The organism is Quyinboa ferrireducens (genome assembly GCF_042436675.1).
In the GTDB taxonomy this organism is placed as follows: Bacteria; Bacteroidota; Bacteroidia; order Bacteroidales; family UBA5342; genus JBHJHP01.
This window is the reverse complement of sequence record NZ_JBHMVA010000019.1, coordinates 20,532-41,556: the sequence shown is the minus strand read 5'-3', so window position 1 is coordinate 41,556 and position 21,025 is coordinate 20,532. Positions and strand designations below refer to the sequence as shown.

At 40.0% G+C, this 21,025-nt stretch carries 17 protein-coding genes; 6 read left to right on the top strand and 11 right to left on the bottom strand.

Going from position 1 to position 21,025, the window contains the following annotated elements:
• Complete coding sequence (locus ACE01N_RS18840; RefSeq protein ID WP_380592324.1) at positions 1-957, top strand: AraC family transcriptional regulator; 957 nt, start codon at positions 1-3, stop codon at positions 955-957.
• 175 nt (positions 958-1,132) lie between these two features.
• Here ACE01N_RS18840 and ACE01N_RS18835 read toward each other — a convergent pair whose 3' ends face one another.
• From ACE01N_RS18835 to ACE01N_RS18820, 4 genes are all read right to left on the bottom strand, one after another.
• Complete coding sequence (locus tag ACE01N_RS18835) at positions 1,133-2,185, bottom strand: two-component regulator propeller domain-containing protein (protein ID WP_380592322.1); 1,053 nt, start codon at positions 2,183-2,185, stop codon at positions 1,133-1,135.
• Positions 2,186-2,960: 775 nt separating this feature from the next.
• Positions 2,961-4,271 (bottom strand): DUF6055 domain-containing protein, encoded by a 1,311-nt coding sequence (locus tag ACE01N_RS18830; RefSeq protein ID WP_380592320.1) that lies wholly within the window; start codon positions 4,269-4,271, stop codon positions 2,961-2,963.
• Between the two features lie 247 nt (positions 4,272-4,518).
• Entirely contained in the window at positions 4,519-5,256 is a 738-nt protein-coding gene (locus tag ACE01N_RS18825) for a hemerythrin domain-containing protein (RefSeq protein WP_380592318.1), read from the bottom strand.
• Positions 5,257-5,260: 4 nt separating this feature from the next.
• Positions 5,261-5,740, bottom strand: a complete 480-nt coding sequence (locus tag ACE01N_RS18820) for a DoxX family protein (RefSeq protein ID WP_380592316.1) — start codon at positions 5,738-5,740, stop codon at positions 5,261-5,263.
• Positions 5,741-5,983: 243 nt separating this feature from the next.
• Here ACE01N_RS18820 and ACE01N_RS18815 point away from each other — a divergent pair, with 243 nt between their 5' ends.
• Genes ACE01N_RS18815 through ACE01N_RS18805 form a run of 3 tightly spaced genes read left to right on the top strand, consistent with a single transcriptional unit; the run spans position 5,984 to position 10,166 of the window.
• Positions 5,984-8,377, top strand: coding sequence for a TonB-dependent receptor (locus ACE01N_RS18815; protein WP_380592314.1), 2,394 nt, complete (start codon positions 5,984-5,986; stop codon positions 8,375-8,377).
• 5 nt (positions 8,378-8,382) lie between these two features.
• Positions 8,383-9,411 (top strand): sensor histidine kinase, encoded by a 1,029-nt coding sequence (locus tag ACE01N_RS18810; protein WP_380592313.1) that lies wholly within the window; start codon positions 8,383-8,385, stop codon positions 9,409-9,411.
• Entirely contained in the window at positions 9,408-10,166 is a 759-nt protein-coding gene (locus ACE01N_RS18805) for a LytR/AlgR family response regulator transcription factor (protein WP_380592311.1), read from the top strand. Before ACE01N_RS18810 ends, ACE01N_RS18805 begins: the two co-directional genes overlap by 4 nt.
• Before the next feature lie 140 nt (positions 10,167-10,306).
• Here ACE01N_RS18805 and ACE01N_RS18800 read toward each other — a convergent pair whose 3' ends face one another.
• The 4 genes from ACE01N_RS18800 to ACE01N_RS18785 form a co-directional block, all read right to left on the bottom strand.
• A complete protein-coding gene (locus tag ACE01N_RS18800) occupies positions 10,307-11,677 on the bottom strand; it encodes an MFS transporter (RefSeq protein WP_380592309.1) in 1,371 nt (456 codons plus the stop codon).
• A gap of 83 nt (positions 11,678-11,760) precedes the next feature.
• A complete protein-coding gene (locus ACE01N_RS18795; RefSeq protein ID WP_380592307.1) occupies positions 11,761-12,309 on the bottom strand; it encodes a DUF1697 domain-containing protein in 549 nt (182 codons plus the stop codon).
• 229 nt (positions 12,310-12,538) lie between these two features.
• On the bottom strand, positions 12,539-13,318 hold the full coding sequence (gene lpxA, locus ACE01N_RS18790; RefSeq protein WP_380592305.1) for an acyl-ACP--UDP-N-acetylglucosamine O-acyltransferase: 780 nt from the start codon (positions 13,316-13,318) through the stop codon (positions 12,539-12,541).
• Positions 13,319-13,383: 65 nt separating this feature from the next.
• The gene (locus ACE01N_RS18785) at positions 13,384-13,947 is read right to left on the bottom strand and encodes a Crp/Fnr family transcriptional regulator (RefSeq protein WP_380592304.1); all 564 of its coding nucleotides are present in this window, start codon (positions 13,945-13,947) and stop codon (positions 13,384-13,386) included.
• Between the two features lie 340 nt (positions 13,948-14,287).
• Between ACE01N_RS18785 and ACE01N_RS18780 the strand changes: the two genes are divergently transcribed.
• On the top strand, positions 14,288-15,460 hold the full coding sequence (locus tag ACE01N_RS18780; protein WP_380592302.1) for an MFS transporter: 1,173 nt from the start codon (positions 14,288-14,290) through the stop codon (positions 15,458-15,460).
• Positions 15,461-15,465: 5 nt separating this feature from the next.
• Here the strand turns inward: ACE01N_RS18780 and ACE01N_RS18775 are convergent, their stop codons facing one another.
• A complete protein-coding gene (locus ACE01N_RS18775) occupies positions 15,466-16,392 on the bottom strand; it encodes an NAD(P)H-binding protein (RefSeq protein ID WP_380592300.1) in 927 nt (308 codons plus the stop codon).
• 123 nt (positions 16,393-16,515) lie between these two features.
• Positions 16,516-18,375: an Nramp family divalent metal transporter gene (locus ACE01N_RS18770; protein ID WP_380592298.1), complete on the bottom strand. Its 1,860-nt coding sequence runs from the start codon at positions 18,373-18,375 to the stop codon at positions 16,516-16,518.
• A 91-nt stretch (positions 18,376-18,466) separates the two neighbouring features.
• Here ACE01N_RS18770 and ACE01N_RS18765 point away from each other — a divergent pair, with 91 nt between their 5' ends.
• The gene (locus ACE01N_RS18765) at positions 18,467-19,126 is read left to right on the top strand and encodes a metal-dependent transcriptional regulator (RefSeq protein ID WP_380592296.1); all 660 of its coding nucleotides are present in this window, start codon (positions 18,467-18,469) and stop codon (positions 19,124-19,126) included.
• 92 nt (positions 19,127-19,218) lie between these two features.
• Here the strand turns inward: ACE01N_RS18765 and ACE01N_RS18760 are convergent, their stop codons facing one another.
• A complete protein-coding gene (locus ACE01N_RS18760) occupies positions 19,219-20,787 on the bottom strand; it encodes a carbohydrate binding domain-containing protein (RefSeq protein ID WP_380592294.1) in 1,569 nt (522 codons plus the stop codon).
• Between the last annotated feature and the right edge of the window lie 238 nt (positions 20,788-21,025).

Sequence of the window (21,025 nt, the reverse complement as noted above, 5' to 3'; positions counted from 1 at the left end):
ATGAAAATTGATAATTATTACCCTGTTTTTGAACTATTTTATCCTATTTTTGTATTACATCAATTATTAAAGGTAATTAAGGTCATGAAAGCAGTCCGGTTTATCATTCCAAAAACAAGCACAAATTCATTCAGAGTGCAACTGGATAAGCAACCTTATTTTTATGATACAATTCACTATCACCCTGAACACCAGATTACTTATATTGTAAAAGGTGAAGGCACCTGCTTTATCGGGAACCATGTGGAACGTTTCACTGCCGGAGATGTGTACTTTATCGGAAAAAATGTACCTCATGTTTTTAAATCGGATAAAGCCTACTACGAAGGAACAAACGGAAAGACTTCCTTCGGCATATCCATCTTTTTAAAGGACGAAACTTTTGGTCAGCAGTTTTTTGAAATTCCGGAGATGGCGCACATTAAGCGGCTGCTGGATATCGCCTCAATGGGTGTAAAACTTTTAGGAGATGACAGGGATAAGGTGGCGCAACTGATTTTTACCACAAAGGACATGAACGGGTTTCAACGGTTTCAGGCTTTAATGGAAATTCTGGATCTGTTGGCTCAGTCTGACCACCTGGAAATTTTATCATCTGTCCGTTTTGATGTTCCTTCCCGCGACAGTGATCACGAACGCATCAATGTGGTTTTTAATTATCTGTCGGGGAACTTCACGCAGGAGATCTCCCTGGATAAGATCTCCTCCATAGCCAACATGACACCCAATGCCTTTTGCCGCTATTTTAAAAACCGTACCGGAAAAACCTTTTCAAATTTTCTGAATGAGATCCGCGTGGAGTATGCCGGTCGAATGATCTCCGGCAGTCATGATTCCTTTGGGAACATTGCCCTGGAAAGTGGCTTTAATAACATCTCATACTTTAACCGCAAGTTTAAACAGATAACAGGATTAACGCCACTGATGTACAGAAGGAAGTTTGGAGGAGATGGATAGAATTAATTATGAATTAGGAATGGGGAATTAAGAATTTATCTAAGGGAGCCTTTTTCATGACTCACCCCGGTTCAGACATCCGGTATGACCAGATAAAACCACCCCTCTCTCCACCGATTGCATCGGCGCAAAGAGGGGAATACTTAAACTTTATAAGCCAATTCTGTATAGTAAATCAATTACTGATATGGATTCCACGTCCTGTTCCAATCCATATTTTGCTATCCGGTGCCTGTTCAATAACAAAAACAGATTCATCATCCAAGTAACCAGTTCTGATCAGGCTGTCATTTTTTACAACAAAACGCCCCGAAGCGGCACACCAGATATTGTCACAATTATCAATTGTTATATATCTTATGTGAGAAAGATCATCGGAAGAACAAATTTCTATGGTTGAATCTCCATTAAATACAAATAAATTAGGATCACCTTTATGACTACCGCTGGAAAGCATATAGCTTATAACAGCATATACCTCATTTTTACTGTTTACATCAATATCCGAAATGAAATAAGGCTCAAAACCGAAGTCTTCATCGGAATAAACCAACCAGTCATCTCCTGAAATTTTTACGAGATAATTACCGGAAACATCCCATACTCCCTGTTCTACCCAAACGTTATCGTTATGGTCTATTGCGATTCCATTAACTGCATTGGCTGGTAACAGAGAATTATCCGGGGTGAAAATTGTCCAGTTTTTACCATCGTATTTAACCAGACCACCTTTATATGCCCTGGATGAGGAAAACCAAATATTATCTTTAGAGTCAATTTCAATATCATAAACAAAATTTTCGGGAATCGGAGAATTTTCATTTGTATAGTATGTAAAAGATGCCCCGTCATACTTCAGAAGCCCGTTGCAACCAAACCATATATTATTTTTACTGTCAACCTCAATATCATAAATGACCATACTATCAGGAATACCTGAATTGGCGGCATTAAAAAGGATAGTATCGGTAGCATTGCATTTAATGATCCCCTGCTTAAAAGTTCCTATCCATGTGTTCCCGGTTTTATCAAAAGCAATAGAATACACAAAAAAATCATTAAGAATCTTAGTATTAAATTCTGCGTTAAACTTATTCTGAAGCCTGTAATCAGGTTTATCTTCAACGGGATTGTCTTCACACGAGAATAATACAAAACTAATACACCATATCAGAAGAACCATGCATTTTACTGCTCTGCGACTGTGAAACTGAACATATTCTTTCATTGGTTTAAAACATTTATTCAACTTGCATAAAATTAGGAATTTAAGCTCACAAACACAACTTCTTTTTGCGAGCCATAATAAATAAACAGACACCTGGTTTTTTCTGTGTCCCGCATTAGAGGTTCTGCGTGAACCTACTTTATTTCCCGCAAATTTTCGCTGATGTTTTACGCTGATTTTCGCAGAAATTTTTCTTTAGAATCCGTATTAATTAATTTTATTACAACAACATATAGAAAGATTTACAAAATCAGTCATTTGGTTTTTCTGCATAACTCTGCGTTTTAATCTGTGTCATGCGATAGCGGGTCTGCGTGAACCTGCTTCATTTCTCGCAGATTTTCGCAGATGTTTTACGCTGATTTTCGCAGAAGTTTTCTTTAGAATCCGTATTAATAAAATTTATTGCAGCAACAGATAGAAAGAATTACAAAATCAGTCATTTTATTTTTCTGCGCCACTCTGCGTTTTAATCCGCGTCCCGCATTAGCGGGTCTGCGAGAACCTCATTTATTTCCCGCAAATTTTAGCTGATGTTTTACGCTGATTTTCGCAGAAGTTTTCTTTAGAATCCGTATTAATAAATTTTATTGCACAACAGATAAAAAGAATTACAAAATCAGTTATTTGTTTTTTCTGTGTAACCCTGCGTTTTAATCTGCGTCCCGCAATAGCGGGTCTGCGTGAACCTATTTGTCTTATGTCTTATGTCTTGTGTCTTGTGTCTTATGTCTTGTGTCTTATGTCTTATGTCTTATGTCTTATGTCTTATGTCTTACAAAATCATTCCTTTGTCGGGACCTGTACCATTCAGTTTAATTTTGTAAGGCCATTGTGCATCCGGCGTCTCATCCTTCTGACGCCCCCAGCGCATGGGTAGCGGCCAGTGCTCTGTTGGTGCACCGCTTACCACCAACCAGAGATATTCTGTATGTTTGGGAACCTTAAACGTCAGCTTACCCGAAGCTGTTTGGCCCATATCCCCGTAAACCCGTTTCCCGTTTTCCAGAGAAGCCAGAAATCCGTAACGCCAGCCGGCCAGTTCCGGTTTTACGCTGCTGTAACCGCTGGTTCCTGCCATGCCTTCAAAAACCAGTTCAACCGTTGTTCCGGCCTCAGGCACATTCAACTTTATGCCGTTATAACCATAATTCTGCAGACAGTTGGCTGAATCGATCCTGAACCAACCCTCTCCGGCATCTACCAGTTTTGTAAAGTGCTGATTGGCATATTGATGGGCCACCTTTTCCACCCGCTGAAGATCCCAGGTAATAAAGCGTCGTGAAGCATCAAATATTTCATCGTTAAACTGTTCCTGTGTCAGTTCATTCAAGCGTTTATAGGTCATCACCGGATCTTCTCCCTTTTCTGTGTTCCGGCACAGCTCGCCGAAAAATTCCTTCCCGTGCTTTTCCGACCAGTACTCCAGCACATACGGTGAGTGATACATATTCTGCGGGTGAAGAAAGGCATAATGTGTTCCTTTCATGAAATCCTTCAGATGGTAGTTTTCAAAGGTCATCCATTCCGGATAAACATGCCACAACATATACTGTGCAGACATCTCCATGATGGCTCCCCGCGGTCCTTTTCCTGATTCCGCCCGGCTAAGATACTGGAAACAATGTCCCATTTCGTGAGCCAGTGCACCGTAAGGCGCCTTATTGATGCGGACTGCCGGTGTCCATAATATACCGATCTTATCCTCTTCGCCTCCACCAAATGCTGTTCCGCCATCGCCACCGATAACATATACAAGCAATTTAAAGGTGTCCGTTACAGAATGGCCTTTCTCAACCATTTTAAGCTCATTAACATAGTAATCGTAAAACCGCTCACATTCTTTTAAGGCAAACTGCGCATCAAACCTCCGGGTAGTATCCTGATTAGCCATAGGATCATCACCATATTCCTTATGCCAGAATATCGCAACATTTTCAGACTGAACCATATGCTGAAAGCAGAAGTCACTTTCGGGGTTTTCATAATCATTGCTATCCGGTATGGCGTACACCTTTTCCGGGATATATAACACTTTTTCCAGTCCTGCCTGCTGACTGTCAGAAGCAGATTTTGGCCGGTTCATACATGAAACAAATGAGATAAGAAAAACAAGAACAGCAAGAACTGATTGGTATCTTTTTACAGAACTACACAAGAATGATCGGTTAATAAGCATGATTAAAAATTTCGGGTTTATACGTATGATACAAATATACGAATCCCCGAATGTAAGAATAGTACATATGTTGAAAATTACAGCACCTTTGGGAAACTTGTAAAATTTGAAAGTATAACTAAACCCAGATGATCATTAGAAGGTCTGTCCTTGTTTATACATGCGGTGTAAACTGATCCAGATCGTAAATTCCAACGGTCTTCTCAATTTCTGATACTTTATCCACCATCATATCAAAGCCATCACCACCAAATTTCTGATGTTCTATTTTTTCAAATTCCTCACCCAGCGCACCATATTCATGTGCTGAGACCACAGATTTGAAAGCCGGGAACAATACGGTATCTTCCCTGGCTTCATGCGGCCGGTACATGCGATTGAACATCTTCATTAATGAGATCACTTTTTGTTTATCATCCGGTTTCATATCCTGACCGGGCTGAGTCAGCTTTAAAATCTGCTCGGTCACCTTACGCCCACCCTGATGCTGTTTCAGTAAAACCTCTACAAGTTCCGACTCTTTGTTTGCCTTTTTCAAACGGGGGAAAAGATAATCCTCCTCCAGCTTTTCATGATAGTCTTCCACAAAATTCCGGATAATATCAGCCGTTTGATTCACAAAAACCGGATTGAAATATTCATCCTTACCCATCCGGATGACTGCAGTATCGTAAATAATCATCATGCGTTGCAACAAACCGTGTTCCCGCATCAGGTCCTCATTGGCAGATACTTCTTTTTCCTCCTCCTCATCATCCACATCCTTCATTTGTGCACTGGCATTTGTACCGGCCATTCCAATTACGGCCGATCCCAGAACAAGTAATGAACCTTTTTTAATAAAATTTCTGCGGGGATTATCCTGCTGAATATTAAGCTGTTTCGTCTTCATATCATTAATTCTTATTTCGTTCCATTTTCTTTATCCACACATAATCAAATGACCAGCGCCCACCTCCTTTAATAAGCAGGAATAAGGAACCAAGCCACATGCTAAAGTCTGTACGTATCTCGTGTGCCATGCTCCAAAACCCATACGTTTTCATATCGCGCAAAATAAAGGGACCAAAACTCTCTCCAAATCCAATCGGGATTTTAGTCACAATAATAGCCACTGATATATTGATAAGCATGATCAGGGCTGCCAGCCGTGACAAGAGCCCGATAAGCATCAGAAATCCGCATACTATTTCGAATACACCTACAAATGAGGCGAAGAATTCAGGGGAAGGAAATCCCATTTTGGCAAAACGTCCGGCGCCACGCAAGGCAGGAAATAAAAACTTCTGTATACCTTCTGATAAAAATACGGAACCCACCATCAGACGGATCAGAATAACAAAGCGTGAAGAAGTATTCAGAATTCTGTAAAGCATAAGACCATGATTTACATATGGTTCACTGTATTCAACAATTCAAAAACCGGTAATGTTAGCAAAAACCGGCTCATTTAAACTTTTTTAAACTAACATGTACCTTTTATGACCTTTCAATGAATCGGGAACCAAAGACCGGGATAAAAAACATATTCATCCGCTTAATTTCCACGTTCGTCGATTTATTATTTCCGAAAGAAATCTTCCACCCTATTTTTGGATCATAACTTAATATTGACAGAAATGATACGCAGAATTTTTTCGTTATTGATGATCCTCACATTTACACTCTCCATATATGCCAGCGAACTGACCCAGAATATCAGGGGCAAGATTATCGACGAAGTCACAGGGTATCCCATTCCGGGAGCCAATGTAATTCTTATCGGAACAGAACCTGTTGTCGGAACCACAACTGATGCCAATGGCTACTTTAACATTCCGGATGTTCCCGTTGGACGTCAGTCCATCCGTATTTCGTTCATCGGATATGAATCCCGCACCATCAACAACCTTCTGCTGAGCAGTGCCAAGGAGACTTTTCTTGAAATCAAACTGACAGAAAAAGTAACAAGCATCAACGAGGTGACCGTTAAATCCTTTACTAAAAAAGAAGAAGCACTGAATGAAATGGCGATGATCAGTTCCCGGTCATTCTCGGTAGAGGAAACCGAACGTTTTGCCGGCAGTCTGGGTGATCCGGCCCGAATGGTTGCCAACTATGCCGGTGTAATGACACAAAACGACTCACGTAACGACATCATCATTCGTGGAAATTCACCAACAGGTGTACAGTGGCGCCTGGAAAATATGGAAATACCAAATCCGAACCATTTTGGTGCTTTGGGTACAACGGGCGGTCCGGTAAGCATGCTCAACAATAACCTTCTGACCAACTCCGATTTCCTCACCGGTGCCTTTCCTGCTGAATTCGGGAATGTGCTTTCAGGCGTATTTGACCTGAACATGCGGTCGGGTAATAATCTTGAACACGAATACACCGGGCAGATTGGGTTTAACGGATTTGAACTGGGAGCTGAAGGACCGTTTAAACGAAAAGAAAATGGCCAGAATGCCACCTATCTTGCCAATTTCCGCTACTCCACCCTTGAAGTACTCGACCTCATTGGTTTCGGCGTCGGAACCGGATCAGCTATTCCGCAATATAAGGACCTGACGTTTATTGTGGACCTGCCGGGAACCAAACTGGGACGATTTAAGCTTATCGGACTTTGGGGCGACAGCTTCATTGACCTGGGCCGTGAAGAGACTGACACAACTGCCAATAACTATAATCCGCGCGGAACTGCTACCGATTTCGGTTCAAAGCTCGGATTTATCGGCTTAAACCATACGTATTTTATCAATGAGAACAGCCGGTTTCTGTCCACGGTTTCATACCAGTATCTGGAATCCACTACCAAATTCGATTCCATACAGCATGCTACCAATACAACGATACCGCAATACAGGGGCACGTTGTATGAGGCTAAAGTATCAGCAACAACTGAGTTCAAACAAAAGATCAATACCAAAAATAACTACAGCATTGGTGTGATATACGATCACTACTTTGTGAATTTTAACGATAGTGCCATGTCGTATAATCAGGGGCATTTTATAACTACACAGGATACAAAAGATGATCTGAATATGTTGCGCGCCTATGCACAGTGGCAACACAATTTCAACAACAGGCTTACCGGTTATGCAGGGCTTTATGGCCAGTATTTTGACCTGAACGGAGAATCATCGGTTGAACCAAGAGCCAGTCTGCGATACAGGGCAAACCACGGACAGACATTTACGCTGGGATATGGCCGGCACAGTCAGATTCAACCTAAAAGCATCTATTTTGCACAGACGTACCACTCATCAACCAACACGTATACACAGACCAACCACGATGTAAAATTTTCAAAAGCAGATCATGTTGTTTTGGGATATAACAATATGCTAAGCAATAATTTCCGAATCAAAGCCGAAATGTATTATCAGCATCTGTTCCATATTCCGATTAAGGATAATCCGCAGAATCCATACGAAGCGCAGTTTTCACTGGTCAATGCAGGTGATTTTTTTGCACTCCCCACGGAAGACAATCTTGTAAACAATGGACTTGGTCGCAATTACGGGATAGAACTTACCCTGGAAAAATTCTTGAGTAAGGGATATTATGTGCTCTTTACCACATCCATTTTTGATTCAAAATACAAAGCAGCCGATAATGTATGGCGAAATACAGCCTTTAACGGCAATTATGTGTTCAACCTGCTGGGAGGCTATGAACGAAAACTGAGTGAAAAAGTAATGGTCACCGTTGATTTGAAAACGGTTCTGGCGGGAGGACGCCGGTATATTCCCATAGATCTTACTCAATCCATCGCAGAACATGAAACGGTTTACAACTGGAATAATGCGTGGGAAAACAAGTTTGATGACTACTTCAGAACTGATGTGCGGTTTGGGATCAAACTGAACGGTAAAAAAACAAGCCAGGAATGGGCCATCGATTTGCAGAATGTTTCAGGATATCAGAGTATCTTTATGCAGGGTTTCGATGCGGATAAAAATGAGATATACGAAGTGTATCAGCAGGGCTTCTATCCGATGTTTCTGTACAGAATACAATTTTAAGCGATATGGATAAATTCATGTACAACAGAAGAAGGTATATCAGGACTGCCGCTATCCTGATTCCCGGAGTCAGCCTAATCCTTGCTTTGGTTTACTTTCTGTTTATAGATAACGGGAATAATGCTAACCTGGGATCAAACATCATACACAGCATCATTATGACGTCGGGAATATGGCTGGGTTGTACGGTCATTATCAGTTATCTGTGGGCAAAAATCCCATGGGAACACCACCCTTTTAAACGTTTAATAATCGAAATCCTACTCATTACAACCTATACAGTTTTATTTGGCATGTTCGTCTTATGGATCGGGAAACAAAAAGGATTAATATCAGCCGATTACAAAAATCTGGGCAGCGATATTGCCATTACATTACTCATTACCTTTTTTATCACGGCCATCCATGAATCTGTGTTTTTTTATCAGCAATGGAAATATAATTTTTCGCGTTCCGTAAGACTTGAAAAGGATAGCATAGAGGCCAGATATGAAACTCTTAAAACACAAATTAATCCGCATTTTCTGTTCAACAGTCTGAACAGTCTGGCGAACATGGTATCAGAAAATGAACAGGCCACGGATTATATCAGCAACCTTTCCGATTTTCTCAGGTACATCCTCAGCAGCCGCGATAAGGAACTTGTCCTGGTTCGGGAAGAAATTGAAATTCTCCGGAAATATGCTGATTTACAGCAATCCCGGTTCGGTGAAAACCTGCATACCGATTTGCAGATAGATGCTGCGTTTTACCACTACTCCATTCCTCCGCTGGTACTGCAAATGTTATATGAAAACTGTATTAAACACAATATTATCTCTTCTGAAAATCCACTTGAAATTCGCATTTTCACGAATGATAACTATATTGTGGTGACCAACAATCTGCAGTACAGAAGCACTGTCACCTCAACGGGTCAGGGACTTCGCAATATAACTGAACGCTACAGGTATTTTACAACCAAAGAGGTTATTATTGAACAAACGAAAAAACAATTCAGCGTCAAGGTTCCGCTTTTAATTGTCAAATCATGAACAGGATATTAATAGTTGAAGACGAAAAACCGGCAGCAAACCGTATATCAACCCTCCTACGGGAAATTGACCCGGATGCTGAGATTGCAGGATTCACAGATTCGGTTTCAGGCACTGTTCATTGGCTGAACCAACATCAGCATCCTGACCTTATCTTACTCGATATTCAATTGGGCGACGGGCTGAGTTTCGATATTTTCAGAACTATTGAGACCGATAGTTTTATCATTTTCACAACAGCATATGACGAATACGCCCTGAAAGCATTTCAGCTGAACAGCGTCGACTATCTTTTAAAGCCTGTTAAAAAAGCAGATCTGGCAGCCGCCTATCAAAAATTTATGCGTTTCAAAGGCACGCCACAGACATTTAAAGTAGAGGAAATTGTGAAGTTTATCGAAAAACAGAAAAGCAGCTTTAAGTCACGCTTTATCATTAATATCGGCAATAAACTTGTTACGGTTGAAACCAAACAAATAGCCTGCTTTCACACCCTTGAAAAAAACACCTTTCTCACTACTTTTGAAGGCAAGAATTACCCTGTGGACTTTTCACTGGACAGCGTAGAAAAAATGTTAAATCCCGATCATTACTTCAGGATCAACCGGCAAACACTACTCCATTTTGATGCCATAAAAACCATTCACGTAATGTCGAAAAGCCGTATCAAACTTGATCTGAACATAGAACTGGACAGCGATACCTATGTCAGTTTTGCCAAATCGCCGGAATTCAGGAAATGGCTGGACAGATGAGTTAAGTTAACAGGTTACGGGTTACAGGTTAAAAGTTAGGAGTTTTATAAGTTATTAAATGAACAGTGAAGAATGAAAAATTATTATTCATTGTTAATCATTCATTGTTAATCATTCATTATTAATCGTTCATTTTTAATCTATTCTTCGGCTTTGGTAGCCAATTCTTTTTTGTGGTTCTTTAATCTCAAAGCAAAGAGCAATGCAACAATAATCAGTAATGCCAGGTAATAAAATGAACGGTTAAATCCGATTTCACCAACAGAAGCGATCATTGCACCAATAATGGCCGCTCCGGTCAGTTGGCCCAGGCTGGTAAAGATGGACAACATTCCCTGAGTTATGGCCCGGTCTGTTTTTCCGACTTCGTTCAACATGATATAGCGCAGTGAACTCCCCGCCAGAATGGAAAGCCCTAAACCAATCAGGGCACCAGCTGTATAAAATATGGTTCGTTCAGGTTTGAATGCGTACAAAATGTAAAATCCTCCCGCTGACAGTGCCAGTCCCAACAGAATGACCCATTTGGATCCGATCTTATCTATCAAACGTCCAAACAAAGGAGAACCCACAGCAGATGCCAGAACAATAGGGACCAACATAAAACTTGCCTGAGATGAATTAACACCAAAGACCTTTACTGTAAAATCCGGAATAAACACAAATACCGACTGCATGGCGCCACTTACAATAGCGATCAGACCCACAATCCTGATCTGCCGGTTTTTAAACATGTGTGTTTTGACCACGGCATTTGGCTTATTATGCTCTGTTAAAAACAACAATACCAGGAATACCACTGAACCAATCAAAAACGGAAACACCTTCCATTGTTTCAGGCTGGCCACCAAACCTTCACTTTCCAGATTATTCACCGCGTAAGCAAAACTGCCCAGCATCAGCGCCATCAGTATAATGCCCGGATAATCAATTTTACTGTCTTTGGATGTTCTTATATTAGGTAACAGTTTTACACTGTAAAACACCAAAACAGCCGCTATCGGGATATTAATCAGGAACAAGGCGTGCCACGAGAAAAACTTTAACAACGTTCCGGCCAGGATAGGACCAATGATAAATGCAAATCCGAATACTGCACCGAGTAAACCAAGTATTCTGCCCCGTTTCTCAACCGGGAAAAGGTCGCCAACCACAGCAGAGGCTACAGGAAAGATTCCGCTTGCTCCGAAGCCCTGCACCGCACGTCCTACGATTAAAACTGTAAAATTATCAGAAAGCGATACAATCAGCGATCCCAACGCAAATATCAGCAACGATAACACATAAATATTCCGCCTTCCATAGTTATCTGATAACTTTGCAAAAAATGAGATACCGGTGAGATTAAACAGCACATAAATAGAAAACACCCAGCCTAAAAGCCTCGATTGAATCGCAATGGTGGATTGAATGGCCGGTAATGCCGGTCCTACAATTGAAATGTCCAGTGCGCCCATTAAAACACCGGTGAAGAGTAAGGCGATAATTTTGTTATTTCCTTTTTCAGCCATGTAAGTAAAGTCTACCCCAAACAAACAGTTAATACATCATATGGTTTAGTTGTTCAACTTCTTTTATGTATTACCAATTTGGGTTACGTATCAGGACCGGCCAGTAACAACAGTTTATTTACTGATTTCCAGTTGCGCGCTGTTGCTGCTACTTTTAACTTACTTTCAATGAAAGTAGTTGTGAGTTTTGCCTTTCCAAAACCGTTGGGCAGATGGGCGGATAACAAACGGTCCTTAAGAACATAATATTCATCCTTTAAAGGAACTTCTGATAGTTTTTGTATGGCATCCTGTTGGGGCTTTGACTTTAAAAACATAAAATAAACTCGATTTTCATCTATTTCTGCACCTGGCTTATACGGCGATTCCTCAACTGCATTTTTGAGAACTTCAGGCAACAGTACCATGGTTTCAACATCCAGGCTAAAGTTCTTTTGAATAAGTTCATGTATCTCATTTTCCAGCTCATTTACCGGTTTATCACTGCTTTTGAAAATCACATTCCCGCTTTGAATATATGTGGCTACATCCTTAAACCCGCTGTTAACGAATGCAACCTTTAAATCAGTCATTTTGATTTTATTATGGCCTGTTACATTTACGCCTCTCAAAAGTGCGATATAAGTCTTCATATTAAACTGTTTGCTATAGAAACATTAAAAATGCAAGGCGGGTTCAATGTTGAGTAGACGCAAGTATTAGGCATCAGGACACAAGATTAATAATTTATGACGTTTATCGATTTCTTATCTATAATTTGTCCTCAATAACTAAGTATCACTTGTGAGTTATCGATGTTAATCTCAAAAAGTCTCAGAGTCCTACCGAAAAAGAAATGTCTGGAAAAGAGTAAATGCCTTTTTATTCAAAGCAACCTTTAATTACTCCTCTTTGGGATTGTCTTATAAAACTAAGTATTTTATCTCTTTCAAGGGTCTGCTTAAAATTATTTTCTATAAATTCCATGGCATAGGAGGTGTTCCTTTTTTGCTGAAAAATAATCTTATAAATTTCTTTCAGCTCATTTAGCTTTGATTGTTCAAATCCTCTTCGCTTCAAACCCACAATGTTTATTCCTTCAAATGAAAGTGGTTCTCTGGCAGCTAATATGTATGGTGGGATATCCTTTACAATTTTACTTAATCCTCCAATCATACAATGTTCTCCAATTCTTGTAAATTGATGAATTCCAGTCAATCCACTTATGTTTGCATAGTCGCTAACAATAACTTCTCCTGGCATACCAACACCAAATCCAATGATGCAATTATTACCAATTTCACAATCATGACCAATGTGAGCATTAGCCATTATAAGATTATTATTTCCAATTCTTGTGGTTTTCTTTGAGGAAGTCCCTTTATTAATCGTAACTGATTCCCTGATTATATTCCAATTACCAATTTCTAATGTTGTGTATTCTCCTTTGTATTTTAAGTCTTGTGGAATACCTGATAGAACGGCACCTGAATGTATTTGACAGTTTTGTCCAATTCTAGCGCCGTTCAAAATACTAACATTATTCCCGATTATTGTATTGTCCCCAATTACAACATCATTTTCTATCGTGGAGAAATTACCTATAGTAACATTTTCACCTATTGCACTTCGGTCTCCGATTATTGCACTTTTTGAAATCATGATTTTTATTTAATTATTAAAGTGCAAAGGTCGTTTTAATCAGATTTATTTTTCTTGATGTAATGTCAAGTAATTGAAGCTCTAATACGACTTAACGTTTCAGGGCTTACATTTATTAGTGAGGCTATATGCTGTAGTTTGGCTTTTTGGATCATGCCAGGAAAGTATTTAAGAATATAGGAATACTTTTCCTGAGCAGTCTTTAAATCATAGTTTTTCTGAAACTCGCTCACTGTAGCCGTATATAGCCGGAGCTGTATAATATGACATTTTGCAAATAAAGGATATTCCAAAAGTTTTTGTTCATCTGAAAATGAGATTGAATAGGTAACCGTATTTTCACATGCCTGTAAATATTCACGGGTAGGCTGCTGTAGAAAATAGCTGTTCATCATTGTCATAAGGTGGTTGATGTCGTATATCCATCTTGTTATTTCTCTACCATCCTTAATATAAAATCTACGTACTAAACCTGATTCAATAAAATACACTTTTGTACAAACAGCACCTTCCTTTACAATGAATTCATTTTTCTTGAATGTTTCCTTTATAAAGTACTTATTGATCGCTTGTTCTGTCTCTGCATCAAGTTTTTGAAAGCTGTTTAAATATTTTATTAGTTCTATCATCTATTGTTGTTATATGTTGTAAATTGAATCCTTTACTCGTGAGAATAATGTTTTTGATATACCCGTTTATTTTTAACGTTTGAATATCTCCGGCTATTGTAGATATATCATCCAATTATAAATTTAATCGTATTCTTATTACAATCTCCTTCAAAAATCACTGTTTTTCAGTCAATAGGGAAATAGAGACTTAATAATTGCAGAAAAATAAATTATTTATGGACCTTACATAATCTTGAAAAGTTATTTAGAACAGGTTTAATATTTAATGGCGGGTTTTAAAAGGCGTAAGAACCAGTACACAGCAATCAAGACAAATCTTTCTTATTTTTGCAGCCGGATGCGAAACATACAGAACAATATCATCAACCTGTACCTCATAAAGGTGTCAAAATGGTTTATGCTGACGCAGCCTATCCTTATGCTGTACTTTATAGATACCGGACTGAGCACCGAACAGGCATTCAAACTCAAAGCCATTTATTCTGTGGCTATTGTTCTGTTAGAACTTCCCAGCGGCTATTTTGCCGATGTGCTTGGAAGGCGCCTGACACTCATTATCGGAGCCATTTGCGGCACACTAGGTTTTCTGTTTTACAGCTTAGGAAACGGGTTTTGGTTTTTCCTGGCAGCAGAACTTACCCTCGGAATTGGTCAAAGCTTTATCTCAGGTGCCGACAGTGCCCTGATGTACGATACGTTGCTGGCCACAGGACGGGAAAAGAAATTTACATTATTTGACGGACGGACGACGGCTATCGGGAATTTTGCGGAGGCCGGATCAGCTATTCTGGGTGGTATTATTGCCGATATCAGCATTCGCTATCCGTTCTTTATCCAAACCGGTATTGCGTTTATTGCCGTACCTGCTGCTTTCCTTCTGGTTGAACCAAAATTTGAGCATCAATCCGATATCAAACGAGGCTTTATGGATATAATACGTATTCTGAAGTCATCAATTTCTCATCCCAGGTTGCGAAACAGCATTCTGTTCTCCTCGTTCACCGGACTGGGAACGCTGACAATGGCATGGATTGTACAACTTTACCTGGACGAAGGTCTGCATTTTTCATACGGATTAATCGGCACATCCACGGCTGTACTCAACCTGATTGTCGCTCTGTTTGCGGCACTGGCCTATTACCTTTCCCGAAAGGTAGATAATAAATCATTGCAGCTTTGGATTCTTTTCTTCATACCTGTAGGGTTCCTTCTTACCGGCATCCTGAATAACTATATTGCCATTGCGGTTCTGGTTCTGTTTTACATGGTAAGAGGAGTTGCTACACCGGTATTAAAAAATTATATCAATGTGCATGCGTCGTCAGGTGACAGGGCCACCATATTTTCCATTCGCAGCCTGGTTATCAGAATATTATTTGTCCTCATTGGTCCATTATGCGGATGGCTTATAGACGGTTATGGATACCCAACCATGTTTATCACCATCGGCACAATGCTCCTGGCATTAAATCTTGTATTTGTTTTTCCCGGCTTACTCAGACAACGGTAATTTCATCAGTAGTCCGTATTTACAACCGCCTCTATGCCAAAGCTATAGGGTGTTGGCATTACTTTAAACCGCTTCTCAAATTTGTCGCTGTTAAACACATAATTGCGATCATACTGATACATCATTTCCGGCATTTCTTTCATGACTGGCATGAACCAGCCCATCATTTTAAGGATAACGCGACTTGCCACCTGATATTTTGATTTTGCTCCGAATTCACCGGCTATCATCTCAATCCATTCTTTTCCTGTTGGCGGATTCCCTGCTGTAGGCATATGCCACACCTGGTTAAATGCATCCGGTGTATTGCCTAACAAGGCTGTTGCCCTTCCGGCATCGGGTGTATATGTAAATGAATGTTTGTAATTCACCGAAGCCATCCAGTTGGCCCGTTTCCCCTTGCTAAGTGGCTTTATCACCATCTCGTTCAACATACTGGTATTATCGATTCCCGGTCCGTAAAAATCAGCTGAGCGGGCAATTAAAGCGGTCAGTTTTCCGGTGGCCACATTTTCCATGATCATCCTGACAAGTTTCTCCCTCACCTTTCCTTTTTCACTGACGGGATTCATGGGTGTCTCCTCTGTCATCCCATCCAGAAATTTCGGATCATACATGTAAATATTATCAAAAAATACCAGCTTAGCTTTCTCTTCAATGCAGGCTTCAATCACGTTTTTCATGAATGGTGGCCAGGTTTCCTGCCACACTTTTGCATTGTAAGGGAACCCAACCGTAACATATACAATTTCTGATCCTTTCACTGCTTTTTTAAGCTGATCCGGATCCAGAAGATCTGCAGTCATCAGGGTATCCGTCGGATTTACCTTTTCCGGATGCCGGTTGACCAACCTGATATCTTTTGTGTACTTTAAAAGTGCTTTTGCCAGCTCAACACCAATGGCGCCACCGGCTCCTAAAATTGTTTGCATTCAAATCGTTTTAAGTTCAATTTCTGTCTGTTTCAGTGGGATTGAATCTTTTATTACAAGTGATCTAAAGTTATGAAATTCATTGATTTGAATGACAAATTTTAATGATTTTAAACGGATATATCAGTTTATTATAAATAGAGGGATTTTAATCCTGTGACGCACGGCATCCACCGTGGTTCCGAATACCAGGTCTTTGATCCCTTTATGACCATGGGCACCCATAATCAGCAGGTCAATATCCTTGTCTTCAATGATCCTGGAAATCTCAACTGCCGCATTACCAAAACCGATCTGCAACTTTGCTTTATAGCCGTTTTCCTTTAAACTGTTCTGATACCGCACCAGGCTCTCATTATCCAGCTGTGTTTCGTAATCCATGGTGTTCTTACCAAGATAACGCGCTGCCGCACTTTCCACCACATGAATAAAGGTATAAGTGGCATCTTTTCCACCCTGATACACAGCATTTTTTATCAGTTTCATATCGCTTCCCGAAAAATCAAGGGCAATACCAATATGCCTGTAATTGATATCCTCAGCTTCAGCAAATTCCAGTGCCCGTCCATGAGGTAGCTGGCGCCTGCGCTTAGGAACTGATTTAAAAAACGGATGAATAAAAATATAGAACAGTAAAACCAGGCTTGCCACTGACAAAGGAATTACTATCACGTAGATCCAAACCGGATTTTGAGACTCTTTGATCCATCCTGCTATTTCATCCTTAACAAGTTTAATGTTCAGATAAACAATCACAGAAGCACTGAGCCATGCCAGTACCTTCACCCACCATTTCAACGCAAACCCCTTCATCTGTTTCTTATCCGAGGTAAAATGAATCAGCGGAATCACAGCAAATCCAAGCTGAAGACTCAGCACTACCTGGCTCAATACCAAAAGACTTCCGAGAGCTTTATCTCCAAAATAAATTATTGTAAACAAGGCCGGGATGATGGCCAGCAGACGAGTGATCAAACGCCGTAACCATGGTCTGATCCTCAGGTTAAGGTGCCCCTCCATCACAATTTGTCCGGCGAGAGTACCCGTAATGGTAGAGCTCTGTCCGGCTGCAATCAGGGCAATAGCAAAGAATGTTGGCGCCGCCTTACCAAACAGATTATCCAGCAGCTTTGATGCATCCTGAATTTCCGCTACCTTGAAGAATCCGTTGTAATGAAAAGCAGCTGCTGCCAAGACCAGGATCGCCGCATTCACGAAAAATGCTAGGTTTAATGCAATGGTTGTATCGAACAGGTTCATTTTAATGGCACTTTTCATGCCTGTCCTATTCCTGTCAAATTTACGGGTTTGAACCAGAGATGAATGCAGGTACAGATTATGCGGCATTACTGTGGCACCAATAATTCCGATGGCAATATACAAGGCACTGCCATTAAGGTTTGAAGGAACAAATCCCTTTACAACATCACCGTAAACAGGCGAAACAATAAACATTTCAACCAAAAAAGATAACCCGATGATGAATACAAGTGATACGATAAACGCCTCCATCGATCGTATGCCTTTGTTCAGTAAAAACAATAAAATCAATGTGTCAAAAGCCGTGATACTGATCCCCCAGATCAACGGAAGACCAAACAAGAGGTTCAACCCGATCGCCATCCCCACAATTTCAGCCAGATCGCAGGCTGCAATGGCTATTTCGGCCAGAATATACAATGGAATATTGGCCCATTTGGGATAAGCGTTCTTAGAGGCCTGGGCAAGGTCCATTCCGCGAACAATGCCCAGTCGTGCACTCAATGACTGCAACAAAACTGCAATCAGGTTCGACATCAGGAGGACCCATATCAACTTGTAACCAAAGGCGGAACCACCTGCAATATCGGTGGCCCAGTTACCGGGATCCATATAACCCACACTGACTAAATAAGCAGGCCCAATAAATGCAAGTATCTTCCGCCATCCCTTTTTATCGGTTCTTACGGTTGAATGCACTTCACTTAGTGACTCAGATTTCATATATGAATGTTTTTATTTTCTTACTTTATTATTAGAATATTCTAACAATTTTATTTTAATATTGTTTATAGTTTTATCAAACATATTAATAATGGCATCTCATACGGAAGAAAACTATCTGAAAACTCTTTTAGCCTTATCAGGTGAAAAGGAAAGTGTTTCATTATCGGATCTGAGTCATGACTTAAACGTGAAACTGCCCACGGCCAACAGCATGGTAAAAAATCTAAAAAATCAGGGATTGGTTAATTATGAAAAGTACAAGCCATTATCGCTGACACCAAAAGGCAGAAGAAGTGCAGCTCTTATCCTGCGTAAGCACCGTCTTACAGAAATGTTTCTCACAACGGTTATGGGATTTGGATGGGAAGAAGTGCATGCCATAGCCGAACAGGTGGAACACATCGATTCTCCGGTATTTTTTGATAAAATGGATGAAATGCTGGGGTCACCCAAAACCGATCCTCATGGGTCTCCTATTCCCGATAAAAAAGGGTACATGGTGCATCCGGCATTTGTACCTCTCTCCGAATGCAAAGCCGGACAAACCGTTATCATTTCTGCCATGCTTAACGATTCTGCGGAATTTCTGATGTTGTTAAATTCAAAACAACTTTCACTGGGAACGGAAATATCAATTGATTCGATAGAAGCGTTTGACAGAAGTATAACCATTAGTTATAATGAGCTGAACAACATCACACTTTCTGAAAAGGTAAGTCAGCAGATTTTAGTTACGGTTATTAAGTAAGCGAACAGCTTTAAGTAGCACTCTCATAATCGAAAACAAAAAAGACCCCGGAAAACCGGAGTCTTTTTTATATTGAATAAATTTATTGTGCATTATTCCTTAATAAATTTCCGTACAGCCCTTGCACCATTTGCATCTTCCAGTGCAACCATATATACACCTTTGTTAAGATCTGCTACATTTATCTGGCGACTCACATTACGGAATTCTTTAACTTTCATTCCTGATAAGCTGTAAACAGCAATATCATAAGAGGCATCAGAAAAGATCTTCAGATTATCTTTTGCATACGAAGCGACACCAACTGACGAGGTTAATCCCTGAATTGCATTACCCGGATTTTCTTTAATCACCACGCTGTCAACTTCCCAGCTCACGTAATTACCTGCCTGATATTTATACACAAATGCAAAGTGTACATTGTTGCCATCTGCCATAGAAACATCCACATCTTCTGTTTTAGTCCATATCTCTGATTCAGCAAGTGCAGGAAAGGTTGCACCTGTAACTTCTGTCCAGCTTGCAGATGACGGATCACCTAATCCGGCATAATCTGTTGAATAATACAACTTCAGGAAATTATCTGCATCACTTTCAACACCGTACTTACGCCATGTTTTATAAGAAATTACCTCATCAGATGTACCTGTCAGATCGAATCCGGGCGTGATCAGATAATCTATTTCTTCATCACCGGAATTATAACCGTTTGCAGCAGCATAACCATTTGTATAATACCACTTTTTAGTATCGCCGGAAACACTATAAGTATAAAAATCACCAAGATCTGCATCAAATTCCTGTGTATAAGGAAGAGCTGCTGTAGAAGGATCTCTTACAACATAACTCATTTCAGCTGAAGCAGCAATTTCAGCATCATTATCAGTTGCACCAATAGCAAAATATACAGTTGTACCATTTGCCTGTGCCGGAATCGTTCCCGTATATACATCACCAGAACCACCGTTAGTCATAATTACCCCATTTGTTGTTGTCTCTCCGGAAGCAGTTCCCCAGCCTAAAGCAACATTCATAACTGTACCATCATCGGTTACTGTGGCACTTACTGTTACTGCATCAGAAGACGTAATATCTGTCGGTGCTACAGTTATATTTGTAATGGAAGGAGCTGTAGAGGATAATTCAATAACGGAAAGATCATCCCAGTAAACAACTGCACTTCCATAACTTCTAACTTCAAAGTACAAATTATCAGCATCAGCAGGAGCTGTCACTTGTGTGGAATAGCTTGACCAGGTTCCGGTATTACTATCAAAATAACCATCATCTAACCTTAATTCAGTAGCATTTGCGTCTAACGATGTTGTACCGTTTTTCCAATAGGAATATATCCTTGCATCTGTTCCATCACCGGACTCTACTTTATACCATATTGTAATTACATAAGTGTTATTGGGGGTTACACTAATAGTCTGACTTAAATCCTTTGTCCCATCGGCACTATGCTTAGCTGAAAAAGAACCACCATGAACATTTTCTGACACAGATTCTTTTGTAATATTCTCTGCTTTTGTCCAACCTGTCGGATGGGTATCATCCACCCACGATTCAAAATCACCATTGACTAAAAGATTTTGTGCGTGTAAGCCCATTGTGACAAATAAGGCTACTACCAAAAATAACTTGTTAATGTGTTTCATGTTTTATTTGTTTAGTTTAAAATATAAATTTTCTGTTCAACTGTATATTCAACATTTACAAAACAGAATTAGTTTAAGCAATAAACATGAATAATATCAGCAGCTGGATACTTGCTGATGTCCGCAATCACCATGCATATCTTTATTCTAATTCTGATGTTCAAAACTACACAAAATACAGGGTTCAATAGTATTCATTTTGTGATTGTAACTGAACTTTAAATATCATGCAATTAAT

What these genes read in the sequence shown, in the direction of transcription:
- ACE01N_RS18840 (WP_380592324.1), top strand. Translation starts at nt 1, where the DNA reads ATGAAAATTGATAATTATTACCCTGTTTTTGAACTATTTTATCCTATT.
- ACE01N_RS18835 (WP_380592322.1), bottom strand. Translation starts at nt 2,185, where the DNA reads ATGAAAGAATATGTTCAGTTTCACAGTCGCAGAGCAGTAAAATGCATG.
- ACE01N_RS18830 (WP_380592320.1), bottom strand. Translation starts at nt 4,271, where the DNA reads ATGAACCGGCCAAAATCTGCTTCTGACAGTCAGCAGGCAGGACTGGAA.
- ACE01N_RS18825 (WP_380592318.1), bottom strand. Translation starts at nt 5,256, where the DNA reads ATGAAGACGAAACAGCTTAATATTCAGCAGGATAATCCCCGCAGAAAT.
- ACE01N_RS18820 (WP_380592316.1), bottom strand. Translation starts at nt 5,740, where the DNA reads ATGCTTTACAGAATTCTGAATACTTCTTCACGCTTTGTTATTCTGATC.
- ACE01N_RS18815 (WP_380592314.1), top strand. Translation starts at nt 5,984, where the DNA reads ATGATACGCAGAATTTTTTCGTTATTGATGATCCTCACATTTACACTC.
- ACE01N_RS18810 (WP_380592313.1), top strand. Translation starts at nt 8,383, where the DNA reads ATGGATAAATTCATGTACAACAGAAGAAGGTATATCAGGACTGCCGCT.
- ACE01N_RS18805 (WP_380592311.1), top strand. Translation starts at nt 9,408, where the DNA reads ATGAACAGGATATTAATAGTTGAAGACGAAAAACCGGCAGCAAACCGT.
- ACE01N_RS18800 (WP_380592309.1), bottom strand. Translation starts at nt 11,677, where the DNA reads ATGGCTGAAAAAGGAAATAACAAAATTATCGCCTTACTCTTCACCGGT.
- ACE01N_RS18795 (WP_380592307.1), bottom strand. Translation starts at nt 12,309, where the DNA reads ATGAAGACTTATATCGCACTTTTGAGAGGCGTAAATGTAACAGGCCAT.
- lpxA (WP_380592305.1), bottom strand. Translation starts at nt 13,318, where the DNA reads ATGATTTCAAAAAGTGCAATAATCGGAGACCGAAGTGCAATAGGTGAA.
- ACE01N_RS18785 (WP_380592304.1), bottom strand. Translation starts at nt 13,947, where the DNA reads ATGATAGAACTAATAAAATATTTAAACAGCTTTCAAAAACTTGATGCA.
- ACE01N_RS18780 (WP_380592302.1), top strand. Translation starts at nt 14,288, where the DNA reads ATGCGAAACATACAGAACAATATCATCAACCTGTACCTCATAAAGGTG.
- ACE01N_RS18775 (WP_380592300.1), bottom strand. Translation starts at nt 16,392, where the DNA reads ATGCAAACAATTTTAGGAGCCGGTGGCGCCATTGGTGTTGAGCTGGCA.
- ACE01N_RS18770 (WP_380592298.1), bottom strand. Translation starts at nt 18,375, where the DNA reads ATGAAATCTGAGTCACTAAGTGAAGTGCATTCAACCGTAAGAACCGAT.
- ACE01N_RS18765 (WP_380592296.1), top strand. Translation starts at nt 18,467, where the DNA reads ATGGCATCTCATACGGAAGAAAACTATCTGAAAACTCTTTTAGCCTTA.
- ACE01N_RS18760 (WP_380592294.1), bottom strand. Translation starts at nt 20,787, where the DNA reads ATGAAACACATTAACAAGTTATTTTTGGTAGTAGCCTTATTTGTCACA.